The organism is Streptomyces sp. HUAS YS2, assembly GCF_033343995.1.
In the GTDB taxonomy this organism is placed as follows: Bacteria; Actinomycetota; Actinomycetes; order Streptomycetales; family Streptomycetaceae; genus Streptomyces; species Streptomyces solicathayae.
In genome coordinates, this window is sequence record NZ_CP137573.1 from 5,826,653 (window position 1) to 5,845,184 (window position 18,532).

At 73.5% G+C, this 18,532-nt stretch carries 18 protein-coding genes; 13 read left to right on the top strand and 5 right to left on the bottom strand.

The genetic code is table 11. From position 1 onward, the window contains the following. Positions 1 to 72: 72 nt before the first annotated feature. Positions 73 to 1,083 carry a C40 family peptidase gene (locus tag R2D22_RS26995; protein ID WP_318107275.1) on the top strand — a complete coding sequence of 337 codons (1,011 nt, stop codon included), beginning with the start codon at positions 73 to 75 and terminating at the stop codon, positions 1,081 to 1,083. 16 nt (positions 1,084 to 1,099) lie between these two features. Further along, positions 1,100 to 2,335, top strand: a complete 1,236-nt coding sequence (locus R2D22_RS27000) for a hypothetical protein (protein WP_318107276.1) — start codon at positions 1,100 to 1,102, stop codon at positions 2,333 to 2,335. Between the two features lie 6 nt (positions 2,336 to 2,341). On the opposite strand, the gene R2D22_RS27005 is transcribed toward R2D22_RS27000, so the two are convergent. After that, entirely contained in the window at positions 2,342 to 2,866 is a 525-nt protein-coding gene (locus R2D22_RS27005) for a PadR family transcriptional regulator (protein ID WP_318107277.1), read from the bottom strand. 93 nt (positions 2,867 to 2,959) lie between these two features. Between R2D22_RS27005 and R2D22_RS27010 the strand changes: the two genes are divergently transcribed. Beyond that, positions 2,960 to 4,288 (top strand): MATE family efflux transporter, encoded by a 1,329-nt coding sequence (locus R2D22_RS27010; RefSeq protein ID WP_318107278.1) that lies wholly within the window; start codon positions 2,960 to 2,962, stop codon positions 4,286 to 4,288. Here the strand turns inward: R2D22_RS27010 and R2D22_RS27015 are convergent. Next, the gene (locus R2D22_RS27015) at positions 4,252 to 5,526 is read right to left on the bottom strand and encodes a glycosyltransferase 87 family protein (RefSeq protein WP_318107279.1); all 1,275 of its coding nucleotides are present in this window, start codon (positions 5,524 to 5,526) and stop codon (positions 4,252 to 4,254) included. The genes R2D22_RS27010 and R2D22_RS27015 overlap by 37 nt on opposite strands. Positions 5,527 to 5,631: 105 nt before the next feature. Here R2D22_RS27015 and R2D22_RS27020 point away from each other — a divergent pair, with 105 nt between their 5' ends. Continuing rightward, positions 5,632 to 6,774 (top strand): glycosyltransferase family 4 protein, encoded by a 1,143-nt coding sequence (locus R2D22_RS27020; protein ID WP_318107280.1) that lies wholly within the window; start codon positions 5,632 to 5,634, stop codon positions 6,772 to 6,774. A 206-nt stretch (positions 6,775 to 6,980) separates the two neighbouring features. Here R2D22_RS27020 and R2D22_RS27025 read toward each other — a convergent pair whose 3' ends face one another. After that, positions 6,981 to 8,777, bottom strand: a complete 1,797-nt coding sequence (locus tag R2D22_RS27025) for an AMP-dependent synthetase/ligase (protein WP_318107281.1) — start codon at positions 8,775 to 8,777, stop codon at positions 6,981 to 6,983. 258 nt (positions 8,778 to 9,035) lie between these two features. Here R2D22_RS27025 and R2D22_RS27030 point away from each other — a divergent pair, with 258 nt between their 5' ends. From R2D22_RS27030 to R2D22_RS27055, 6 genes are all read left to right on the top strand, one after another. Then, the gene (locus R2D22_RS27030; protein ID WP_318107282.1) at positions 9,036 to 9,803 is read left to right on the top strand and encodes a metallophosphoesterase family protein; all 768 of its coding nucleotides are present in this window, start codon (positions 9,036 to 9,038) and stop codon (positions 9,801 to 9,803) included. 85 nt (positions 9,804 to 9,888) lie between these two features. Beyond that, positions 9,889 to 10,332 carry an SRPBCC family protein gene (locus R2D22_RS27035; protein WP_318107283.1) on the top strand — a complete coding sequence of 148 codons (444 nt, stop codon included), beginning with the start codon at positions 9,889 to 9,891 and terminating at the stop codon, positions 10,330 to 10,332. A gap of 43 nt (positions 10,333 to 10,375) precedes the next feature. Further along, positions 10,376 to 11,554, top strand: a complete 1,179-nt coding sequence (locus R2D22_RS27040) for an ArsA family ATPase (RefSeq protein WP_318107284.1) — start codon at positions 10,376 to 10,378, stop codon at positions 11,552 to 11,554. Positions 11,555 to 11,640: 86 nt separating this feature from the next. Further along, positions 11,641 to 12,090, top strand: coding sequence for a DUF5304 domain-containing protein (locus R2D22_RS27045; protein WP_318107285.1), 450 nt, complete (start codon positions 11,641 to 11,643; stop codon positions 12,088 to 12,090). Between the two features lie 66 nt (positions 12,091 to 12,156). After that, entirely contained in the window at positions 12,157 to 13,098 is a 942-nt protein-coding gene (locus R2D22_RS27050) for an ROK family glucokinase (RefSeq protein WP_318107286.1), read from the top strand. A gap of 79 nt (positions 13,099 to 13,177) precedes the next feature. Continuing rightward, positions 13,178 to 13,930 carry an endonuclease/exonuclease/phosphatase family protein gene (locus R2D22_RS27055; protein ID WP_318107287.1) on the top strand — a complete coding sequence of 251 codons (753 nt, stop codon included), beginning with the start codon at positions 13,178 to 13,180 and terminating at the stop codon, positions 13,928 to 13,930. Positions 13,931 to 14,195: 265 nt separating this feature from the next. On the opposite strand, the gene R2D22_RS27060 is transcribed toward R2D22_RS27055, so the two are convergent. Together R2D22_RS27060 and R2D22_RS27065 are read right to left on the bottom strand one after the other, a co-directional pair. Continuing rightward, positions 14,196 to 14,861, bottom strand: a complete 666-nt coding sequence (locus R2D22_RS27060) for a hypothetical protein (RefSeq protein WP_318107288.1) — start codon at positions 14,859 to 14,861, stop codon at positions 14,196 to 14,198. After that, positions 14,854 to 15,636, bottom strand: coding sequence for an alpha/beta hydrolase (locus tag R2D22_RS27065; RefSeq protein WP_318107289.1), 783 nt, complete (start codon positions 15,634 to 15,636; stop codon positions 14,854 to 14,856). Before R2D22_RS27065 ends, R2D22_RS27060 begins: the two co-directional genes overlap by 8 nt. 222 nt (positions 15,637 to 15,858) lie before the next feature. On the opposite strand from R2D22_RS27065, the gene R2D22_RS27070 reads away from it, so the two are divergent. From R2D22_RS27070 to R2D22_RS27080, 3 genes are read left to right on the top strand one after another with little or no spacing between them, the layout of a single operon-like run. Then, positions 15,859 to 16,590: a lysophospholipid acyltransferase family protein gene (locus R2D22_RS27070; RefSeq protein WP_318110005.1), complete on the top strand. Its 732-nt coding sequence runs from the start codon at positions 15,859 to 15,861 to the stop codon at positions 16,588 to 16,590. Between the two features lie 32 nt (positions 16,591 to 16,622). Then, the gene (gene macS / locus R2D22_RS27075; protein ID WP_318107290.1) at positions 16,623 to 17,852 is read left to right on the top strand and encodes a MacS family sensor histidine kinase; all 1,230 of its coding nucleotides are present in this window, start codon (positions 16,623 to 16,625) and stop codon (positions 17,850 to 17,852) included. Further along, positions 17,849 to 18,523: a response regulator transcription factor gene (locus R2D22_RS27080; RefSeq protein WP_318107291.1), complete on the top strand. Its 675-nt coding sequence runs from the start codon at positions 17,849 to 17,851 to the stop codon at positions 18,521 to 18,523. The genes macS and R2D22_RS27080 overlap by 4 nt, the downstream gene beginning before the upstream one ends. Positions 18,524 to 18,532: the final 9 nt, after the last annotated feature.

Genomic DNA, 18,532 nt, shown 5'->3' on the forward strand with positions numbered 1-18,532 from the left:
TCGCGACGACGCCTCAGGCGTCACACACGTCGTGCACGCGACCTGTGCGTCCAGCGGAAAGGAGCGCCGTACGTGGCGTCCCATCGCCGGCCCTCCAAGGCCACCGTTCTGTCCGCGGCGGCGGCCACCGCCGCCGCGGCCCTCGGCGGCGCCGTCCCGGCGAACGCCGATCCGCAGGGCGGCCCGGAGGCCACCAGGGCCACCGTCGACCGGCTCTTCGAGGAGGCCGAACGCGCCACCGAGGGCTACAACAAGGCCGACGAGCGCGCCGACCGGCTGCGCGCGCAGGTCTCCCGGGCCCGGGACGGCGTGGCGCGCGGCCAGGAGCGGATCAACCGGATGCGCGGCGCGCTCGGCACGCTGGCCGGGGCGCAGTACCGCTCCGGGGGCATCGACCCGGTGCTCGACCTGCTGCTCTCCTCGAAGCCCGACACCTACCTGGACCGGGCCGCGGTGCTCGACCGGGTGACCGCCCGGCAGAGCGACGCGCTCCGCGAACTCCGCGAGGAACTGCGCCGGTCGGCGCAGGTGCGCGAGGAGGCCGGGCGCGCGCTCGCCGAACTGGAGCGCAGCCGACAGCAGGTGGCCCGGCACAAGCGCACCGTCGAACGCAAACTCGCCGAGGCCCGGCGGGTGCTTGCGGCGCTGCCCGCCGACGAGCGGGCGGACTTCGACCGGGCGTCCCGGTCCGGGCGGGACGGCGAACTCCCGCCGCTGGAGGGCCTCGGCGCCTCCTCGTCCCGGGCCGCCGCGGCCGTGATGGCAGCCCGCAGCGCGGTCGGCAGGCCGTACGTGTGGGGCGCGACCGGCCCGTCCGGCTTCGACTGCTCCGGCCTGATGGTGTGGTCGTACCGGCAGGCCGGCGTCAGCCTGCCGCGCACCTCGCAGGCGCAGCGTCACGCCGGCCGGCAGGTGCCGCTCTCGCAGGCGCGGCCGGGCGACCTCGTGACGTACCGGGGCGACGCCAGCCATGTGGCGATCTACGCCGGGAACGGGCAGGTGATCCACGCCCCCTACCCGGGCGCCAAGGTCCGCTACGACCCGGTCGGGATGATGTCCCACGTCACGGTCACCCGGGTGTGACCGTACGATCGGAAGGGTGGCAGGTCAGGGGAGTGGAGGGGCGCGACGCGCGGTCGTCGTCCTGCTGACCCTGCTCGCGCTCGCCGGGCTGCTCGCCGGCTGTGTGACCGCCTCCGGGCCCGCCGACCCCGCGGCCCGCGAGATCCAGCGGCTCCTCGACTCCCGTGCGGGGGCGGTGCTCCGCCACGATCCGGCCGGGTACGTCGCCGCCTTCGACCCCGGTGCCACGGCGGCCGTGACGGCCGCGCGGCGCGAGTACGACCACTTGGCGGACGTGCCGTTCGGATCGTGGACGTACCGGGTGACCGACATCGACCGGACCGGGCCGGGGCGGGCTGTCGTCCGCGCGGATCTCCGGTACCGGATCCGGGGCTACGACTCCGGCCCCGTCACGACCCCGCGCGAGCTGGAGCTGACCGAGCGGGACGACCGCTGGTACGTCACCGCCGAGCGCGACGGCGCGGGGGCCTCCCAGCAGCTCTGGCAGCAGGGCGACGTCGAGGTGGTGCGCGGCGGGCGCAGCCTCGTCCTGGGCGTCGGCCAGAGCGCGGCGCGGCTGCGTGCGATCGCCGCCGAGGCGGACCGGGCGGTGCCCGCTGTCTCGGCCGCCTGGCCGCGGCCCTGGACCGGCCGGGTGGTCATCCTCGTGCCCGCCTCGCTGGACGCGATGGGGCGGCTCCTCGGCGCCCCGGCGGCCGGGTACCGGGGGATCGCGGCGGTCACCACCGGCGAGACCGGCGGCGGGGCGGACGCGCCCGCGGACCGGGTCATCGTGAACCCGGACGCGTACGGGGTGCTCGGCACCTTCGGCCGACAGGTCGTGCTGACCCACGAGACGACCCATGTGGCGACCCGCGCGCACACCTCGGCGGCCACCCCGATGTGGCTCTCGGAGGGCTTCGCGGACTGGGCCGCGTACCGGGGCAGCGGTCGCACGGCCGCCCAGGCGGCGCCCGAACTCCGCCGCGCGGTCCAGGACGGCACGCCCCCGGACCGGCTCCCGGAGGACGAGGCGTTCGCCTTCTCGGGCGACGGGGACGCGCTGGCCCGCGCGTACGAGTCGGGCTGGCTGGCCTGTGAACTCGTCGCCGAGCGCTGGGGCGAGGCGAAGCTGACCGCGTTCTACGCGGCGGTCGGTGCCCACCCGGGGCGCGCGGGCGCGGTCGAGAAGGCCCTCCACGACGTCCTGTCGACGACACCGGACGCCTTCACCGCCGAGTGGCGGGCGTACCTGCGAGAACGCCTGGCCTGACGGGCGTCAGCCCTCCAGCACCGCCAGCGTCTCCCGCAGCCACGCCTTCTCCTCCGTGCCCGTCGCCCGGGCGATGCGGAGCATTCCGGCGCGGAAGACGTCCGGTTCGCGCTCCGCGCGGACCGGTTCGCCGTCGCGGTAGAAGAAGCTGGCCGGGGTCTCCAGGAAATCCAGCCGGCGGCGCAGGACAGCGGCCTGCGCGGCGGGGTCGCCGAGGACGCCGAGGAACGCCAGGACGGTGTTGAAGCGCTGCCCGTCGGAGATGTCCGCGTCCTTCGGCTCGCCGAGCAGGGCCCGCAGCCTCGCCCGGCCCGCGTCCGTGAGCGACAGTGTCCGGCGCGAGGCTCCGCCCGCGCCCGGTTCGGTGCGGCTCTCCAGCAGGCCCGCCGTCACCATGCGGGTGATCGCCGGGTACAGCGCGCCGTCGCTGACCGGCCGGACGTGGCCGCTCAGCGCCTGGATGCGCTCCTTCAACTCGTAGCCGTGCAACGGGCCGTCGTGCAGGAAGCCCAGGATCGTCAGCTCCAGCAACCCGCTCTCCTCTCGGACTTGTCGCGTCTGCCCTCATCATGGTACCTCTCATCGAGGTGCCTCGAAACGAGGTACGCGATTCGAGGGGGATTCATGGAACACCGCAGGCGACTCGTCTCGCTCGCGTACCCCGTCTACTTCGAGCTGCTCGCGTCCGTCGCCGCCGGGGTCATCAACATGGTCTGGGTGGCCCGTCTCGGACCGGCCGCCGTCGCCGCCGTCGCCGTGGCCGGCAACGTAGAGAACGTGCTGCTCGGCGTCGTGCTGATGGCCGGCTCCGGCACCACCGTCCTCGTCGCCCGGGCGCGCGGCGCGGACGACCCGGCCGGTGTGCGCGCCGCCGTCCGCGGCGGGACCGCGCTCTGCGCGCTGCTGATCCCGCCGGTCGCCGTCGGTGGCTTCCTGCTCCGCGAGCCGCTGGCCCGCCTGCTCCTCGGCGACTCCGCCGCCCTCCCGCTCGCCGCGGGCTACTTCGCGATCGCGCTGCCCGGCACGGCCGTCTTCTTCGCCGGCAACGTCGTCGACGGCATCCTCAAGGGCGCGGGCGACACCCGCACCCCGATGCGCCTCGCCTTCCTCGCCAACGGGCTGATCCTGGTCCTCGACCCGCTGCTCATCCACGCGTACGGGATCCGGGGCGCGGCCGTCGCCACCGTCACGGGGCGCGCCGTCGCGCTCGCCGCCGGGCTGTTCGCGCTGCGCCGCAACGCCCTCCTGAAGGAGTCCGCCCGGGCCGGTGGCACCGGCGGCACCCTCGCGGCGCTGCGCCGCACCGCCGCCACCGGACTGCCGATGTCCGTCGACTTCGTCGTCCGGATGACCGGAACGCTCGCCCTCGTCACGACCGTCGCCCGCCTCGGCGTCGTCGAGGTCGCCGCGTACGGCATCGCCACCAAGGCCATGTACGTCGCCACCATGGCCTTCTACGCGGTGCGCCAGGCCGCCGCCATCCACACCGCCCACCTGCTCGGGGCCGGCCACGACGCGCGCGGGGTCGTCGGCCGCCAGGCCCTCGTGGTCGGCGGCGCGCTCGGCACGGCCGCGGCCGTGCTCCTGCTGCTCACCGCCGACCTCGTGCTGCGCGGCTTCGGCGCGGCGCCGGACGTCGCCGCCGCCGGGGCGCTGTTCCTGCGCTGCCTCGGCCCGTACCTCGTCCTCATGGCCGGGTTCATCGCCCTGGCCGGGGTGTTCGAGGGCGGCGGCGCCAGTCCGGTGCTCGCCCGGATCACCTTCGCGGGCGTGCTGCTCCAGCTGCCGCTCGCGTACGGCCTGTCAGGTCCGGCCGGCCTGGGGCTGCCCGGGATCTGCCTGGCGATGGCGCTCGCGATGGCCGCGCAGTGCGGTGCCCTCGCCGTACTGCGCCGGCGCACCGGTCGGACGGCGGATCAGGAGCCGAGCAGGCTCTTGTCGCGGGTGGGCTGAGCCGCCTCGCGGGACGGCGCGGGGACGGTGGCGCGCAGCCGGGGCTCGGTGACCGTCTGGAACCACAGGACGCGGCAGGCGGCGACCGAGGCCCAGACCAGCAGGCCGTTGCGGAGCACCAGCAGGGCCAGGCCGAGCGGGTCGCTGTCCACGACGTGCGAGAACCACACCGGGAACTCGAACTGCGTCACCGCCGTCGCCGCGAGCACCAGATGGGCGGGCCTGCGCATCCTGCTGGACCGGTACGCCAGACACACCGCGGCGAGCCCCACCAGCCAGATCATGTACTGCGGGCTGATCACCCGGCTGGTCAGCGTGAACAGCAGCACCGCCGTGAACGCGGCGTCCGCCGGGGTCGTCGTCGTGAACTCCCGGGCTCGGATGCGCCACAGCAGCAGCCAGCCGAACACGGCCGCGGTCAGTGCCATCGACGCCGTGCTGACCAGCGGGACGTACGGGCCGAGGAACTCCACCGAGCCGTAGTTCAGCAGCACCTGGCCCTCCCAGCCGAAGTGCCGGGCCACGTGGAAGACCAGCGAACCCAGCGACTCGACCTCCGTGCCGCGGTCCCGCTGGAAGGTCAGGAAGGCGAACCCGCCGGGCATCCACGCGCTGAACACCAGCAGCAGCGCCACGCCCACGGCGGCCCCGGAGGACCAGGAGCGCAGGGTCGCCCGGCCGCGCGGGGTACCGGCGAGCAGCAGCGCCGGCCACACCTTCAGGAGCGCGCCGAACGCGGCCAGCGCGCCGAGGACGCCGGGGCGGCGCAGGCCCGCCAGGAGCGCGGCGGCGGCGACCGCGGTCACCATCAGGTCGTAGCGGGCGTACGCGGTCGGGCCGAGCAGAGGCACGCCCGCGACCCACAGCCACGCGCCGCGCAGGGTGCGGCCCGGGCGCCGGCCCGCGTACAGCAGCAGTCCGAACACGACGGCGTCGGCGGCGCAGGCGAGCAGGAAGAAGGCGGACGGGTAGTCCAGGAAGGGCAGCAGGCCGGGGGAGAGGACGGCGAGGGCGGCGCCGGGCGGGTACTGCCAGGTGACGTCGTCCAGCGGGTACGTGCCGGTCTTCAGGACCTCGTACCAGCCCTGGTAGATCACCGAGATGTCGCTGGTGACGTCCGGGCCCGGGACCACGACGACCTTGAACACGCAGAGCAGCAGGACGATCCGGGTGACGGCCCACACCGCGAGGGGGAGCCGGAGTGCGGTCATCGTCGATCGCGCGGTCGCGCCCGTCATACCTACCTCGTCCTTGTCCTGTATGTCCGCACATGCGGGGTTTGTGATGCCGGGCGGGGTTGTGCGCGAGCCAGCGTGCGGGACCGTCGGTTACTGTCGGCGGCGATGCACAAGACCTTGATCGTAACCAACGACTTCCCGCCACGGCCCGGTGGAATCCAGGCGTTCCTGCACAACATGGCGCTCCGTCTGGATCCCGAGCGGATCGTCGTCTACGCCTCCACCTGGAAGCGCGGCAGCGAGGGCCTGGCGGCCACCGCGGCGTTCGACGCGGAGCAGCCTTTCACGGTGGTGCGCGACCGGACCACCATGCTGCTGCCCACGCCCCGGGTGACAGCGCGCGCGGTCGGGCTGCTGCGCGAGCACGGCTGCGAGTCGGTCTGGTTCGGCGCGGCGGCGCCGCTGGGCCTGATGGCGCCCGTCCTGCGCCGCGCGGGCGCCCGGCGGATCGTGGCGACGACCCACGGGCACGAGGCGGGCTGGGCGCAGCTCCCGGCCGCGCGGCAGCTGCTGCGGCGCATCGGCGAGGGCACGGACACGCTCACCTACCTCGGCGAGTACACCCGCTCCCGGATCGCCTCCGCGCTCACGCCGGAGGCGGCGGCCAGGATGACGCAGCTCCCGCCGGGCGTGGACGAGAAGACCTTCCACCCCGACTCCGGCGGCGCCGAGGTGCGCGAACGCCTCGGGCTCACGGACCGCCCGGTCGTCGTCTGCGTCTCCCGGCTGGTCCCGCGCAAGGGTCAGGACACGCTGATCAGGGCCATGCCGGCGATCCTGGCCGAGGTGCCGGACGCGGTGCTGCTGATCGTCGGAGGCGGCCCGTACGAGGCCGCCCTGCACCGGCTCGCCCGTGAAACCGGCGTGGCCGATTCCGTACGTTTCACCGGCGCGGTGCCGTGGAAGGAGCTGCCGGCGCACTACGGCGCCGGTGACGTCTTCGCGATGCCCTGCCGCACCCGCCGCGGCGGCCTGGACGTCGAGGGCCTCGGCATCGTCTACCTGGAGGCCTCGGCCACCGGTCTGCCGGTCGTCGCCGGCGACTCCGGCGGCGCCCCCGACGCGGTCCTCGACGGCGAGACCGGCTGGGTCGTCCGCGGCACCGCCCCGGAGGACTCCGCCGAGCGCGTCGTCACCCTCCTCAAGGACCCGGAACTCCGCCGGCGCATGGGCGAACGCGGCCGCGCATGGGTCGAGGAGAAGTGGCGCTGGGACCTCCTCGCGGAGAACCTGAAGAAGCTGCTGTAGCGCGCCCGTTCGCCGCGAAACCCCTGCCGGGAACGGCCCGCGCGGGGCGCCGCGAAGGCCGTCGCCGCCGCGACGGGCGTCCGGCGAGCCCTGCGCGCCCCCGTGCGGATGCCGGACGGTCCCCGGCCTTCTCTCCCCCGGGATGCACCGAAGCCCGTGGCCGCCCCCTTCAGGGGCGCCACGGGCTTCGGTGTCCGACTCCCGCGCTACGCGCGGTAGATCGCCTCGATCTCGTCCGCGAAGTCCTTCGCGACCACGTTGCGCTTCAGCTTCAGGGACGGGGTGATGTGCCCCGCCTCCTCGGTGAACTGGGCCGACAGGATCCGGAACTTGCGGACCGACTCGGCCTTCGAGACCGCCGCGTTGCCGTCGTCCACCGCGCGCTGGATCTCCGCCAGCAGCTCCGCGTCGTCGCGGAGGGTCGCCGCCGTCGCGCCGGCCGGCTTGCCGTGGTCGGCGGCCCAGCGGGTGAGGAACTCCTCGTCCAGGGTGACCAGCGCGCCCACGAACGGGCGGCCGTCGCCGACCACCATGCACTCCGCGATCAGCGCGTGCGCGCGGATCCGGTCCTCGATGACCGCCGGGGCGACGTTCTTGCCGCCCGCCGTCACCAGGATCTCCTTCTTCCGCCCGGTGATGGCGAGGTAGCCGTCCTCGTCCAGGGTGCCGATGTCGCCGGTGTGGAACCACCCGTCGGCCAGCGCCTCGGCCGTGGCCGCCTCGTTGTTCCAGTACTCCTTGAAGATGTGCTCGCCGTGCAGCAGCACCTCGCCGTCGTCGGCGATCCGCACCACCGAGCCCGGCAGCGGCTGACCGACCGTGCCGATCTTCTGCCGGTCCCACGGGTTGAACGCCGTCGCCGCGCAGGACTCCGTCAGGCCGTAGCCCTCCAGGACGGTGAAGCCGATCCCGCGGTAGAAGTGGCCGAGCCGCTCGCCCAGCGGCGCGCCGCCGGAGATGGCGTACTCGCCGCGCCCGCCGAGCACCGCACGCAGCTTGCTGTAGACGAGCTTGTCGAAGACCTTGTGCTTGATCCTCAGGCCGAGCGAAGCGCCCTGCGGCGTGCTGGTGGCCCGGCTGTAGGCGATCGCCGTCTGCGCCGCCCGGTCGAAGATCTTGCCCTTGCCGTCCGCCTGGGCCTTCGCCCGGGCGGAGTTGTAGACCTTCTCGAAGACGCGCGGCACACCGAGGATCAGGGTGGGCCGGAACGAGGCGAGTTCGTCGGTGAGGTTCTTGATGTCCGGCAGGCAGCCGAGCCTGATCGGCGCCATGACCGCCGCGAGTTCCACCATGCGCCCGAAGACGTGGGCGGCCGGCAGGAAGAGCATCACCGAGCTGTCGCCGGTGCGGAAGAGCGGCTTCAGACGCTCGACCAGGTTGCCGCACTCGGCGAAGAACGCCCGGTGCGTCAGCACGCAGCCCTTGGGGCGGCCGGTGGTGCCCGAGGTGTAGACGATCGTCGCCGGGTCGTCGGCGTGCGCCGTCGACATCCGCTCGTCGAGCAGCTCGTCGGAGACGTCAGCGCCGGTCGCCGTGAGCTGCGCGACGGCGTCCGCCTCGATCTGCCAGACGCCCTTGAGGGCCGGCAGCTCGGCCTGCACCGAGGCGACCGACTCCTGGTGCGCCGCCGACTCGACGAGCACGAGCGTCGCGCCCGAGTCGCCGAGGATCCACTGGATCTGCTCCGGCGAGCTGGTCTCGTACACCGGCACGGTGACCGCGCCCGCGCTCCAGATCGCGAAGTCCAGCAGCACCCACTCGTACCGGGTCCGGGACAGCAGCGCGACCCGGTCGCCGACCCCCACGCCCGCGGCGATCAGGCCCTTGGCGACCCCGCGCACGTCGGCGAGGAACTGCTTGGCGGTGACGTCGGCCCAGGCGCCCGCCACTTTGCGCGCCATCACGGCGACGTCTGGGTGCTGGGAGGCGTTGCGGCGGATGAGATCCGTCAGGTTGCCGTCCGTGGGGACCTCGTACAGGGCCGGAAGGCTGAACTCGCGCAAGACTGCTGCTCCTCATCGGGCGCCGGCGCCACGGCTCTGTGTGATGCACCGGTGCGGTCCATGACCGGGAGGTGCTCTCGTGGGGGGAAGAGCACGACTGGACTGCCCGGACGTTACCCACCAGTACACGGTTCCCGGTAGGGGGTCCCGGTCAGATGTTCCGTGCATCACACACACGTGGTTGTGCTTCGCGCACAGTAATCCACAGCTCTCACGACTCCCAAGTAACCGCAGGTCCGACGCCCTAAGGTGTGGGACATGCGAGTCCATGTGGTCAGTGACGTGCACGGCAACAGCGAGGCCCTCGCCAAGGCGGGGGACGGGGCCGACGCGCTGGTCTGCCTCGGTGACCTGGTCCTCTTCCTCGACTACGCCGACCATTCGCGCGGGATCTTCCCCGATCTCTTCGGGGTCGAGAACGCCGACAGAATCGTGGCGCTGCGCACCGCCCGCCGCTTCGAAGAGGCCCGTGACCTGGGCCGCAGCCTGTGGGCCGACCTCGACATCGACCGCGACACCGCCATCGAGTTCGCCGTACGCCGCCAGTACGCCGAGCTGTTCGCCGCCTTCCCCGCCCCGACGTACGCCACGTACGGCAACGTCGACATCCCCGGCCTCTGGCCGGAGTACGCCGGCCCCGGCACCACCGTCCTCGACGGCGAGCGGGTGGAGATCGGCGGCCGCGTCTTCGGCTTCGTCGGCGGCGGGCTGCGCACCCCGATGCGCACCCCGTACGAGGTCTCCGACGAGGAGTACGCGGCGAAGGTCGAGGCCCTCGGCGAGGTCGACGTGCTCTGCTCGCACATCCCGCCGGAGGTCCCCGAGCTCACCTACGACACCGTCGCCCGGCGCTTCGAGCGCGGCAGCGGGGCGCTGCTCGCGGCGATACGGCGCACCCGCCCGAAGTACGCCCTGTTCGGGCACGTGCACCAGCCGCTGGCCCGGCGGATGCGGATCGGCGCGACGGAGTGCGTGAACGTCGGTCACTTCGCCGCGACGGGACGGCCGTGGGCCCTGGAGTGGTGACGCCCCGGGCGGTGGGGCGGGGACGGAGGGCCACGCGATAGCCTTCGTCCGTCCTCTTCCTTCGCTCACTCGAGGAGCCACCGCGATGGCGGAACACACCAGCTCGAGCATCACCATCGAGGCGGCCCCGGCCGACGTCATGGGCGTGATCGCCGACTTCGCCCGCTACCCGGAGTGGACCGGCGAGGTGAAGGAGGCCGAGGTCCTGGAGACGGACAAGGCCGGCCGCGCGGAAAAGGTCAGGCTGCTCCTCGACGCGGGTGCCATCAAGGACGACCACACCCTGGCGTACACCTGGACCGGCGACGACGAGGTCAGCTGGACGCTGGTCAAGTCCCAGATGCTGCGAGCGCTCGACGGCTCGTACCGGCTGAAGGCGACGGGCGGCGGCGACCGCACCGAGGTCACCTACCAGCTGACGGTCGATGTCAAGATCCCCATGCTCGGCATGATCAAGCGCAAGGCGGAGAAGGTCATCATCGACCGCGCCCTGGCCGGCCTGAAGAAGCGCGTGGAGTCGGGCGCGTAAGACCGCCGCGCGGCGCTCCGCCGGGCCTCGGTACCGTCACCCCATGCGGATCATCCTCGTCACCGGCCCCGGCGGCTCAGGCCGCACCACCGTCGCCGCGGCCACGGCGCTCGCCGCGGCCCGGGCCGGACGCCGGGTGCTCCTGGTCTCGGCCGAGGCCGACGCCGTCCTCGGCGAAGGTGCGGACGGCGTCCCCGGGCCGGCCCTCCTCCGCCCGGACCCCGCCGCCGACTTCCGGCGGGAGTTCCTCGCCCTCCAGAGCCGGTCCGCCGCCGCGCTCGATCTGCTCGGCGCGGTGCCCTTCGAGGACGCGGAGCTGACCGAGCTGCCCGGCAGCACCCAGTTCGCCCTGCTCCGCGCCCTGCGCACGGCCGCCGCCGGAGACCACGACCTCGTCGTCGCCGACCTCCCGCCGCTCCCCGAGGCCGTCGCCCTGCTCGCCCTGCCCGAGCAGCTCCGCCGCTACCTGCGCCGGATCCTGCCGCCGGAGCGGCAGGCCGCCCGCGCGCTGCGCCCGATGCTGGCCCAGCTCGCGGGCGTCCCCATGCCCGCCCAGTGGCTGTACGGGACCGCCGCCCGCTGGGAGGCCGAGCTCGCCGCCGTACAGGCCGTCGTCGACGCGCCGAGCACCTCCGTACGCGTCGTCGCCGAACCCGGACCGGCCGCCGACGACGCCCTGCGCACCGCCCGCCTCGGCCTCGCCCTGCACGGCCGCACCGTCGACCGGGTCGTCGCCAACCGCCTTCTGCCCGCCGATTCCCCGGACCCGTGGCTGGCCGGGCTCGCCGCACAGCAGCGCACCCACCTGGAGAGCCTGCGCGCCGCGTACGGCTCCGTGCACGAAGTCCCACACCTCGGCCGCGCCCCGCGCGGTCCCGAGGACCTTGCCCTGCTCGCCCCGGGCGAAGGCACCGACGCACCCGACCCGGGGCTCGTCCCGGCTCCCCGCGCGGCGATCGAGGACCCGGCCGAACCCGGAGGCGTGTTCACCTGGCGGCTGCCCGTGCCCGGCGCCGCCAAGCGGGACATCTCGCTGGTCCGCCGCGGCGACGAACTGCTCCTCGGTGTCGGCCCGTTCCGGCGCGTCCTGCCGCTCGCCCCGGTCCTGCGCCGCTGCACCGTCTCCGGCGCCGCGCTCGTCGACGGCTTCTTGCGGATCCGCTTCACGCCCGACCCCGGCCTGTGGCCGAAGGACGCCGTTCCGTCCGAGCGGACCCCGTGAACGGGATGCCGCCGTTCGGGTAACGTCGAGCGTAGAAACCGGCAACCCGGCACAACCCGCCACGAGGCCCGTCCGAGGAGAGCGTCATGAGCGATGCCACCGAGCGTCCTTCCGTCGACTCGGACGCCTGGGCCAGGGCCTGCGCCGAGGACCTGGAGGCCGAGAAGGCCCGCCGCCGCGCCGCCGCCGGCCAGGAGCCGGGCTCGGCCGCCGATGAGTTCCGCAGGCTCTTCGAGGCCGTCGCCGACAAGGTCTCCGGGCTGAAGTCACCGCTGATGGGCATGGCCGCCCAGGGCGCCGTCCAGCAGTTCGTCGAGCAGGCCAAGGCCGTCGTCGAGCCGGTCATCGAGCGCAACCCGCAGGTCTTCGACCACCTCGCCGCGGCCGGCAACGAACTGCTCGCCGCGTACCGCTCCGCCGTCGAGGGGCAGGAAAGCCGCTGGACCCGCGGCGCGGGCGCCCCGGAGAAGAACGACCCGCGCGACGACCCGCGCGAGGAGGGCCCCGGACCGGGCGAGAGCATCGACCTGGACTGACCGGGAGGACCGGCCCCCTCGGGTACGGTTGGCCCTAGCGGGGCTCGACCGAATACTGAGGGACACATGGGACTCACCATCGGCGTCGACATCGGCGGAACGAAGATCGCGGCCGGCGTGGTCGACGAAGACGGCAAGATCCTCGACACCCACACGGTGCCCACCCCGCCGACCGCCGAAGGCATCGTCGACGCGATCTGCGCCGCGGTCTCCGAGGCCGGCAAGGGGTACCAGATCGAGGCGGTCGGGATCGGCGCCGCGGGCTACGTCGACGACAAGCGCGCCACCGTCCTCTTCGCGCCGAACATCGACTGGCGGCACGAGCCGCTCAAGGACAAGGTCGAGCAGCGGGTCGGGCTGCCCGTCGTCGTGGAGAACGACGCGAACGCCGCCGCCTGGGGCGAGTACCGCTTCGGCGCCGGCCAGGGCCACGACGACGTCATCTGCATCACGCTCGGCACCGGCCTCGGCGGCGGCATCATCATCGGCAACAAGCTGCGCCGGGGACGCTTCGGCGTGGCGGCGGAGTTCGGGCACATCCGGGTCGTCCCGGACGGCCTGTTGTGCGGCTGCGGCAGCCAGGGCTGCTGGGAGCAGTACGCCTCCGGCCGCGCCCTCGTCCGATACGCGAAGCAGCGCGCGAGCGCGACCCCGGAGCACGCCCGGATCCTGCTGGGGCTCGGCGACGGCACGCCCGAGGGCATCGAGGGCAAGCACATCAGCGCGGCGGCCCGGCAGGGCGACCCGGTCGCCGTGGACTCCTTCCGCGAGCTGGCCCGCTGGGCCGGCGCCGGCCTCGCCGACCTGGCATCGCTCTTCGACCCCTCCGCGTTCATCGTCGGCGGCGGCGTCTCGGACGAGGGCGAGCTGGTCCTCGACCCGATCCGGAAGTCCTTCCGCCGCTGGCTGATCGGTGCCCAGTGGCGCCCGCACGCCCAGGTCCTCGCGGCGCGGCTCGGCAACAAGGCCGGACTGGTCGGCGCCGCCGACCTGGCCCGCCAGGGCTGACCGGCTCGCACCCGACGCACCGTCACCCGCCCGTCGTGCCCTCTGGGTGCGGCGGGCGACGTGTCGTATGTTGCCGGACATGGGGAACTCCGCGCTGCCCGACTCCCGGACCGAGGCGGACGGTTCGGCCGTGCTCCGGGTGCTCAGCTACAACGTCCGCTCACTGAAGGACGACGAGGACGCGCTCGTCCGGGTCGTCCGCGCCTGCGCGCCCGACCTGGTCTTCGTCCAGGAGGCGCCGGTCTTCTTCCGCTGGCGCAAGCACGCCGCCCGGCTCGCCGCCAGGAGCGAACTGCTCATCCTGAGCGGCGGCGGGACGGCCGCCGGCCCGCTGCTGCTGTGCTCGCTCCGGGCCACCGTGGAACGCACCGAGGACGTGCTGCTGCCGCGCACCCCCGGGCTGCACCGGCGGGGCCTGGCCACCGCCGTCGTACGGATCGCCGGTGCCCGGCTCGGGCTGATCAGCTGTCACCTCAGCCTGCAGGACGAGGAGCGGTACGCCCAGACCGGGATGCTCCTGGACCACCTGAAGGCCATGGACGTCCCGCACGGCATCGTCGCCGGGGACATCAACGAACGCCCGGAGGGTCGGAGCTTCCGACGGCTGGCCACCGAGCTCCAGGACTGCCGGGCGGTACGCCCCTGGGGCGGCGAGTACACGTTCACGCCGGGCGACCCGCGCCGCCGGATCGACGGGATCTTCGCCACGCCCGGCGTCGAGGTCCTCGGCTGCGGCGTCCCCACCGACCTCCCCGGCGTCACGGACACGGACCTGAAGGCGGCCACGGACCATCTACCGGTCCTGGCCGCCCTGCGGGTGCCGGCGGGGTAACGGGCTGACGGGGCCGAGGACCCCGTCGGCGGACGGAGTCCGGCGCAGCCGGCCGAAGCCGGGGAGGCGCCCCGGCGCCGAGCGGTGCGAGCGCCGGCGTCGGAAGGATCCAGCCCGTCTCCCGGTCCTGGCCGCCCTGCGGGTGCCGGCGGGGTAACGGGCTGACGGGGCCGAGGACCCCGTCGGCGGACGGAGTCCGGCGCAGCCGGCCGAAGCCGGGGAGGCGCCCCGGCGCCGAGCGGTGCGAGCGCCGGCGTCCGGTGGTTCAGACGACCGCGCCGCGGCCCGGGTCGTCGTGGCCGTCGTCATCGTCGTCGTGCTTCATGCGGCCCACCAGCGTGGCGAAGCCGCCCAGGAAGCCGACCACGCACACCGTCGTCAGCCACCAGGTCATCTCCCACTGGAAGAGGACCGCGAGCAGCATCAGGACCGGGCCGCCGATGACGCCGATCCAGGCGAACTTCGTCGTCGCGTCGGCCTCCGGCAGCGGCGGCGGCTCCGGGGGGACGAAGTGGCCCTCGTCGTCCTCGTCGTCGCCCTTGCTCTTCTTGCGCGCCACCGGCTCGTCGTCCGGCTCGGCGATCGAGTAGTCGCGCGGGCCGGCGCCCGGGCCGACGCCGGGCGCGAAGACGATCGAGCTGCCGAGGGTGGGCTTCCAGGTGTCCCCGGCCGCCTTCCCGTCGACGGCTCTGTCCTCGTCCTCGTCCCCGTCCTCATCCGCGTCGTCGTCCTCGGCGGAGCCGGAGTCCGCTTCCGTCTCGTCGGAGCCCTCCTCGTACGCGGGCAGCGCGAGATCCTCCACCGACCTGAAGGGCTTCGCGCCCGGCGGGTCGGCAGGCTCCTCGCCGTAGCCGGCGACGATCGCCGCCCACGCGGCCTCCTCGTCGATCGGCTGCGGCTCCCGCTCGCCGCCGTCCTGCTGCTCAGCCACCGCTCGTGCTTCCCTTCGCCGTCCCGACGCCCGTGGCGAGCCGGCCGATGAAGGCCCAGCTCTCCTCGAAGATGCGCTCCGCGTCATGGTCCAACGTCGCCACGTGGTAGCTCTGTTCCAGCACGATCTCCGTGACGTCCGTGGACGACACCCGGCTGAGGATCCGCGCCGAGTCGGCCGGCGGGACCACGTGGTCCTGCGGGCTGCGCAGCAGCACCATCGGCTGCGTGACCTGCGGCAACTCCTTGTCGACGATCCGGAAGAACTTCCGCACCGAGTGCGCGGCGTGCAGCGGCACCCGGTCGTAGCCGACCTCCGCCACGCCTTCCTTGGCGATGTCGCTGGCGAGCCCCTTCGTCGTCCGCACCAGGTGCCGGGCGACCGGAAGGGCGTACGCCGAGAGGCCGTGGACCTTGTTCGCCGGGTTGACGACGACGAGGCCGGCGATGCGGTCGCCGTGCTTCGCCGCGAGCCGCAGCGACAGCGCGCCGCCCATGGAGAGTCCGAAGACGAAGACCGTCCTGCACTGCGCGAGCAGTTCCTCCAGGGCCCGGTCCACCTCCGCGTACCAGTCCTCCCAGGTGGTGACCTGCATGTCCTCCCAGCGTGTGCCGTGCCCGGGCAGCAGCGGCAGCGACACCGTGAGGCCGCGCTCGGCCAGGTACTCGGCCCAGGGGCGGAGCGACTGCGGGGATCCGGTGAAACCGTGACAGAGAAGGACGCCGACCTCTCCGCCCTCGTGGCGGTACGGCTCGGCTCCAGGAAGGACCGGCACCTCGGTCTCCTGTTCGTGAGGTCTGGTGGGACGTACGGGGGAGTGCGCGGGAGTACGGGCTGAACGGGGCTGTACGGGACTGTGCGTACGGTGCCTTCACCGTACGCGACGGGACCGACACCGACCAGGGCCGTCGCGCCCCCGTGCGGGGGAGCGCGGGCCCGCACGGGTTAAGGTTTCGACCGACGGAACACAGGAGGACTGGTCTTGATCTACGGCGCAATGAAGTTCTCCATCGGAGGGTCGCTGAAGCTCGCCTTCAGGCCCTGGGTGGAGGGCCTCGAGAACATTCCCGCCGAGGGGCCGGCGATCCTCGCCAGCAACCACCTGTCGTTCTCCGACTCCTTCTTCCTGCCGGCGGTCCTGGACCGCAAGGTGACCTTCATCGCCAAGGCCGAGTACTTCACCTCGCCCGGTGTGAAGGGCAAGCTGACCGCCGCCTTCTTCAAGGGCGTCGGCCAGCTGCCGGTGGACCGCTCGGGCGCCCGCGGCGCCGGCGAGGCCGCCATCAGGAGCGGTATCGGGGTCATCGAGCGCGGCGAGCTGTTCGGCATCTACCCGGAGGGCACGCGCTCCCCGGACGGCCGGCTCTACCGCGGCAAGCCCGGCGGCCTGGCGCGCGTCGCGCTGGCGACCGGCGCCCCGGTGATCCCGGTCGCGATGATCGACACCGAGAAGATCCAGCCGCCCGGCAAGGTGGTTCCCAAGCTGATGCGCCCGGGGATCCGGATCGGCAAGCCGCTCGACTTCAGCCGCTACCAGGGCATGGAGGCGGACCGCTTCATCCTCCGCTCGGTGACCGACGAGGTCATGTACGAGATCATGAAGCTGTCGGGGCAGGAGTATGTCGACATCTACGCGACCGCCGCCAAGCGGCAGATCGCGGATGCCGAGAAGGCGGCCAAGGAGGCCGTGAAGGAAGAGATCGCCGCGCGGGAAGAGTCCGGCGCGTAGCTCCCCGCGAGGGGTGCCGGGGGGTGGGGGAGATGGCCAAGCGCGAGCGTGTCGTGCGCATGTCGGTCGAGCAGCCGCTGTGGCGCGCGCTCACCGGCTACCGCGTCCTGACGATGATCTACGCGGTCCTGCTGTTCGTCTTCGGCCGGGACCATTTCGAGCACCCCTGGGTCGCGATCGCGTTCCTCGCGGTGATGTGCGTCTGGACCCTGGCCACGCTGCCCCAGGTGTCCGGCGCGATCCGCTGCACCAAGCGGTTCCTGGCCGTCGACCTCACCGTCGCGCTCACCGGCATCCTGCTCACCCCGCTCGCCGACGAGCAGGCACAGAGCATCGACGGGCCCACCCTGCCGTCCATATGGACCGCCGGCGTGGCCCTCGCGTACGCGATCAAGGGCGGCTGGCGCTGGGCGGCCTTCGCCTCCTCGCTGATCGCCGCCGCCAACCTCGTCGAGCGCGGCACGCCCAGCCTCGACACCCTGCACAACGTGCTCCTGGTGTGGGTCGCCTCCGTCGCCGTCGGCTACATCGTCGAGGTCGCCCGCGCCTCCGAGCGCACCCTCGCCCGCGCCCTGGAGATCGAGGCCGCCAACCGTGAACGGGAGCGGCTCGCCCGGGACATCCACGACAGCGTGCTCCAGGTCCTCGCCATGGTGCAGCGTCGCGGCACCGCGCTGGGCGGCGAGGCGGCCGAGCTCGGACGGATGGCCGGCGAGCAGGAGATCGCCCTGCGCACCCTGGTCGCGGGCGGGCTCACCCGGCCGTCCCTGGTCTCCGAGGACGAGTCGGAGGGAGCCGTCGTACGGGTCGTCGAGGAGCCGGACGCGGACGACGACACGCCGGTCGACCTGCGCACCCTGCTCGCCCCCCGCGCCGGGGCGAAGGTCAGCCTGGCGGACCCCGGCGCCCCGGTGCCGCTGCCGCCGGCCGCCGCCCGGGAACTGGCCGCGGCCGTCGGCGCCGCGCTGGACAATGTGGCGGTCCACGCCGGGCCGGACGCCCGGGCGTGGATCCTGGTCGAGGACTGGACGGACGAGGTGATCGTCACCGTCCGGGACGACGGGCCGGGCATCCCGGAGGGGCGGCTCGACCAGGCCGAGGGCGAGGGCCGGATGGGCGTCGCCCTCTCCATCCGGGGCCGGCTGCGCGACATCGGCGGCACCGCCGAGCTGATCTCGGTCCCCGGCCAGGGCACGGAGGTCGAGTTGAAGGTTCCACGGGCTTCCCGTGACGGACGGGGGAAGGCAGGACGCGGACGATGAGCGAACAGCAGCAGATCAAGGTGATGGTCGTCGACGACCACCCGATGTGGCGGGACGCGGTCGCCCGCGACCTCGCCGAGAACGGCTTCGACGTGGTCGCCACGGCCGGCGACGGCGAGCAGGCCGTGCGCCGTGCCCACGCGGCCGCCCCCGACGTCCTGGTCCTCGACCTCAACCTGCCGGCCAAGCCCGGCGTCCAGGTGTGCAAGGAGCTCGTCGGTGCCGACCCGACGCTGCGGGTCCTGGTGCTCTCGGCGAGCGGCGAGCACGCCGACGTCCTCGAGGCGGTGAAGTCCGGCGCCACCGGCTACCTGCTGAAGTCCGCCAGCACCGAGGAACTCCTCGACGCGGTGCGCCGTACCGCCGTCGGCGACCCGGTCTTCACCCCTGGCCTGGCCGGGCTCGTCCTCGGCGAGTACCGCCGGCTCGCCTCCGAACCCGCGCCGGCCGAGGGCAGGGACGAGCCGAAGGCCCCGCAACTCACCGAGCGGGAGACCGAGGTGCTCCGGCTGGTCGCCAAGGGTCTGAGCTACAAGCAGATCGCCGAGCGCCTGGTGATCTCGCACCGGACCGTGCAGAACCACGTCCAGAACACCCTCGGCAAGCTCCAGCTGCACAACCGGGTCGAGCTCGTCCGGTACGCCATCGAGCGCGGTCTCGACGACGCCTGACGACCTTTC

What these genes read in the sequence shown, in the direction of transcription:
- macS (WP_318107290.1), top strand. Translation starts at nt 16,623, where the DNA reads ATGGCCAAGCGCGAGCGTGTCGTGCGCATGTCGGTCGAGCAGCCGCTG.
- R2D22_RS27040 (WP_318107284.1), top strand. Translation starts at nt 10,376, where the DNA reads ATGCGGATCATCCTCGTCACCGGCCCCGGCGGCTCAGGCCGCACCACC.
- R2D22_RS27045 (WP_318107285.1), top strand. Translation starts at nt 11,641, where the DNA reads ATGAGCGATGCCACCGAGCGTCCTTCCGTCGACTCGGACGCCTGGGCC.
- R2D22_RS27035 (WP_318107283.1), top strand. Translation starts at nt 9,889, where the DNA reads ATGGCGGAACACACCAGCTCGAGCATCACCATCGAGGCGGCCCCGGCC.
- R2D22_RS27050 (WP_318107286.1), top strand. Translation starts at nt 12,157, where the DNA reads ATGGGACTCACCATCGGCGTCGACATCGGCGGAACGAAGATCGCGGCC.
- R2D22_RS27010 (WP_318107278.1), top strand. Translation starts at nt 2,960, where the DNA reads ATGGAACACCGCAGGCGACTCGTCTCGCTCGCGTACCCCGTCTACTTC.
- R2D22_RS27070 (WP_318110005.1), top strand. Translation starts at nt 15,859, where the DNA reads ATGAAGTTCTCCATCGGAGGGTCGCTGAAGCTCGCCTTCAGGCCCTGG.
- R2D22_RS27015 (WP_318107279.1), bottom strand. Translation starts at nt 5,526, where the DNA reads ATGACGGGCGCGACCGCGCGATCGACGATGACCGCACTCCGGCTCCCC.
- R2D22_RS27080 (WP_318107291.1), top strand. Translation starts at nt 17,849, where the DNA reads ATGAGCGAACAGCAGCAGATCAAGGTGATGGTCGTCGACGACCACCCG.
- R2D22_RS27055 (WP_318107287.1), top strand. Translation starts at nt 13,178, where the DNA reads ATGGGGAACTCCGCGCTGCCCGACTCCCGGACCGAGGCGGACGGTTCG.
- R2D22_RS27030 (WP_318107282.1), top strand. Translation starts at nt 9,036, where the DNA reads ATGCGAGTCCATGTGGTCAGTGACGTGCACGGCAACAGCGAGGCCCTC.
- R2D22_RS27020 (WP_318107280.1), top strand. Translation starts at nt 5,632, where the DNA reads ATGCACAAGACCTTGATCGTAACCAACGACTTCCCGCCACGGCCCGGT.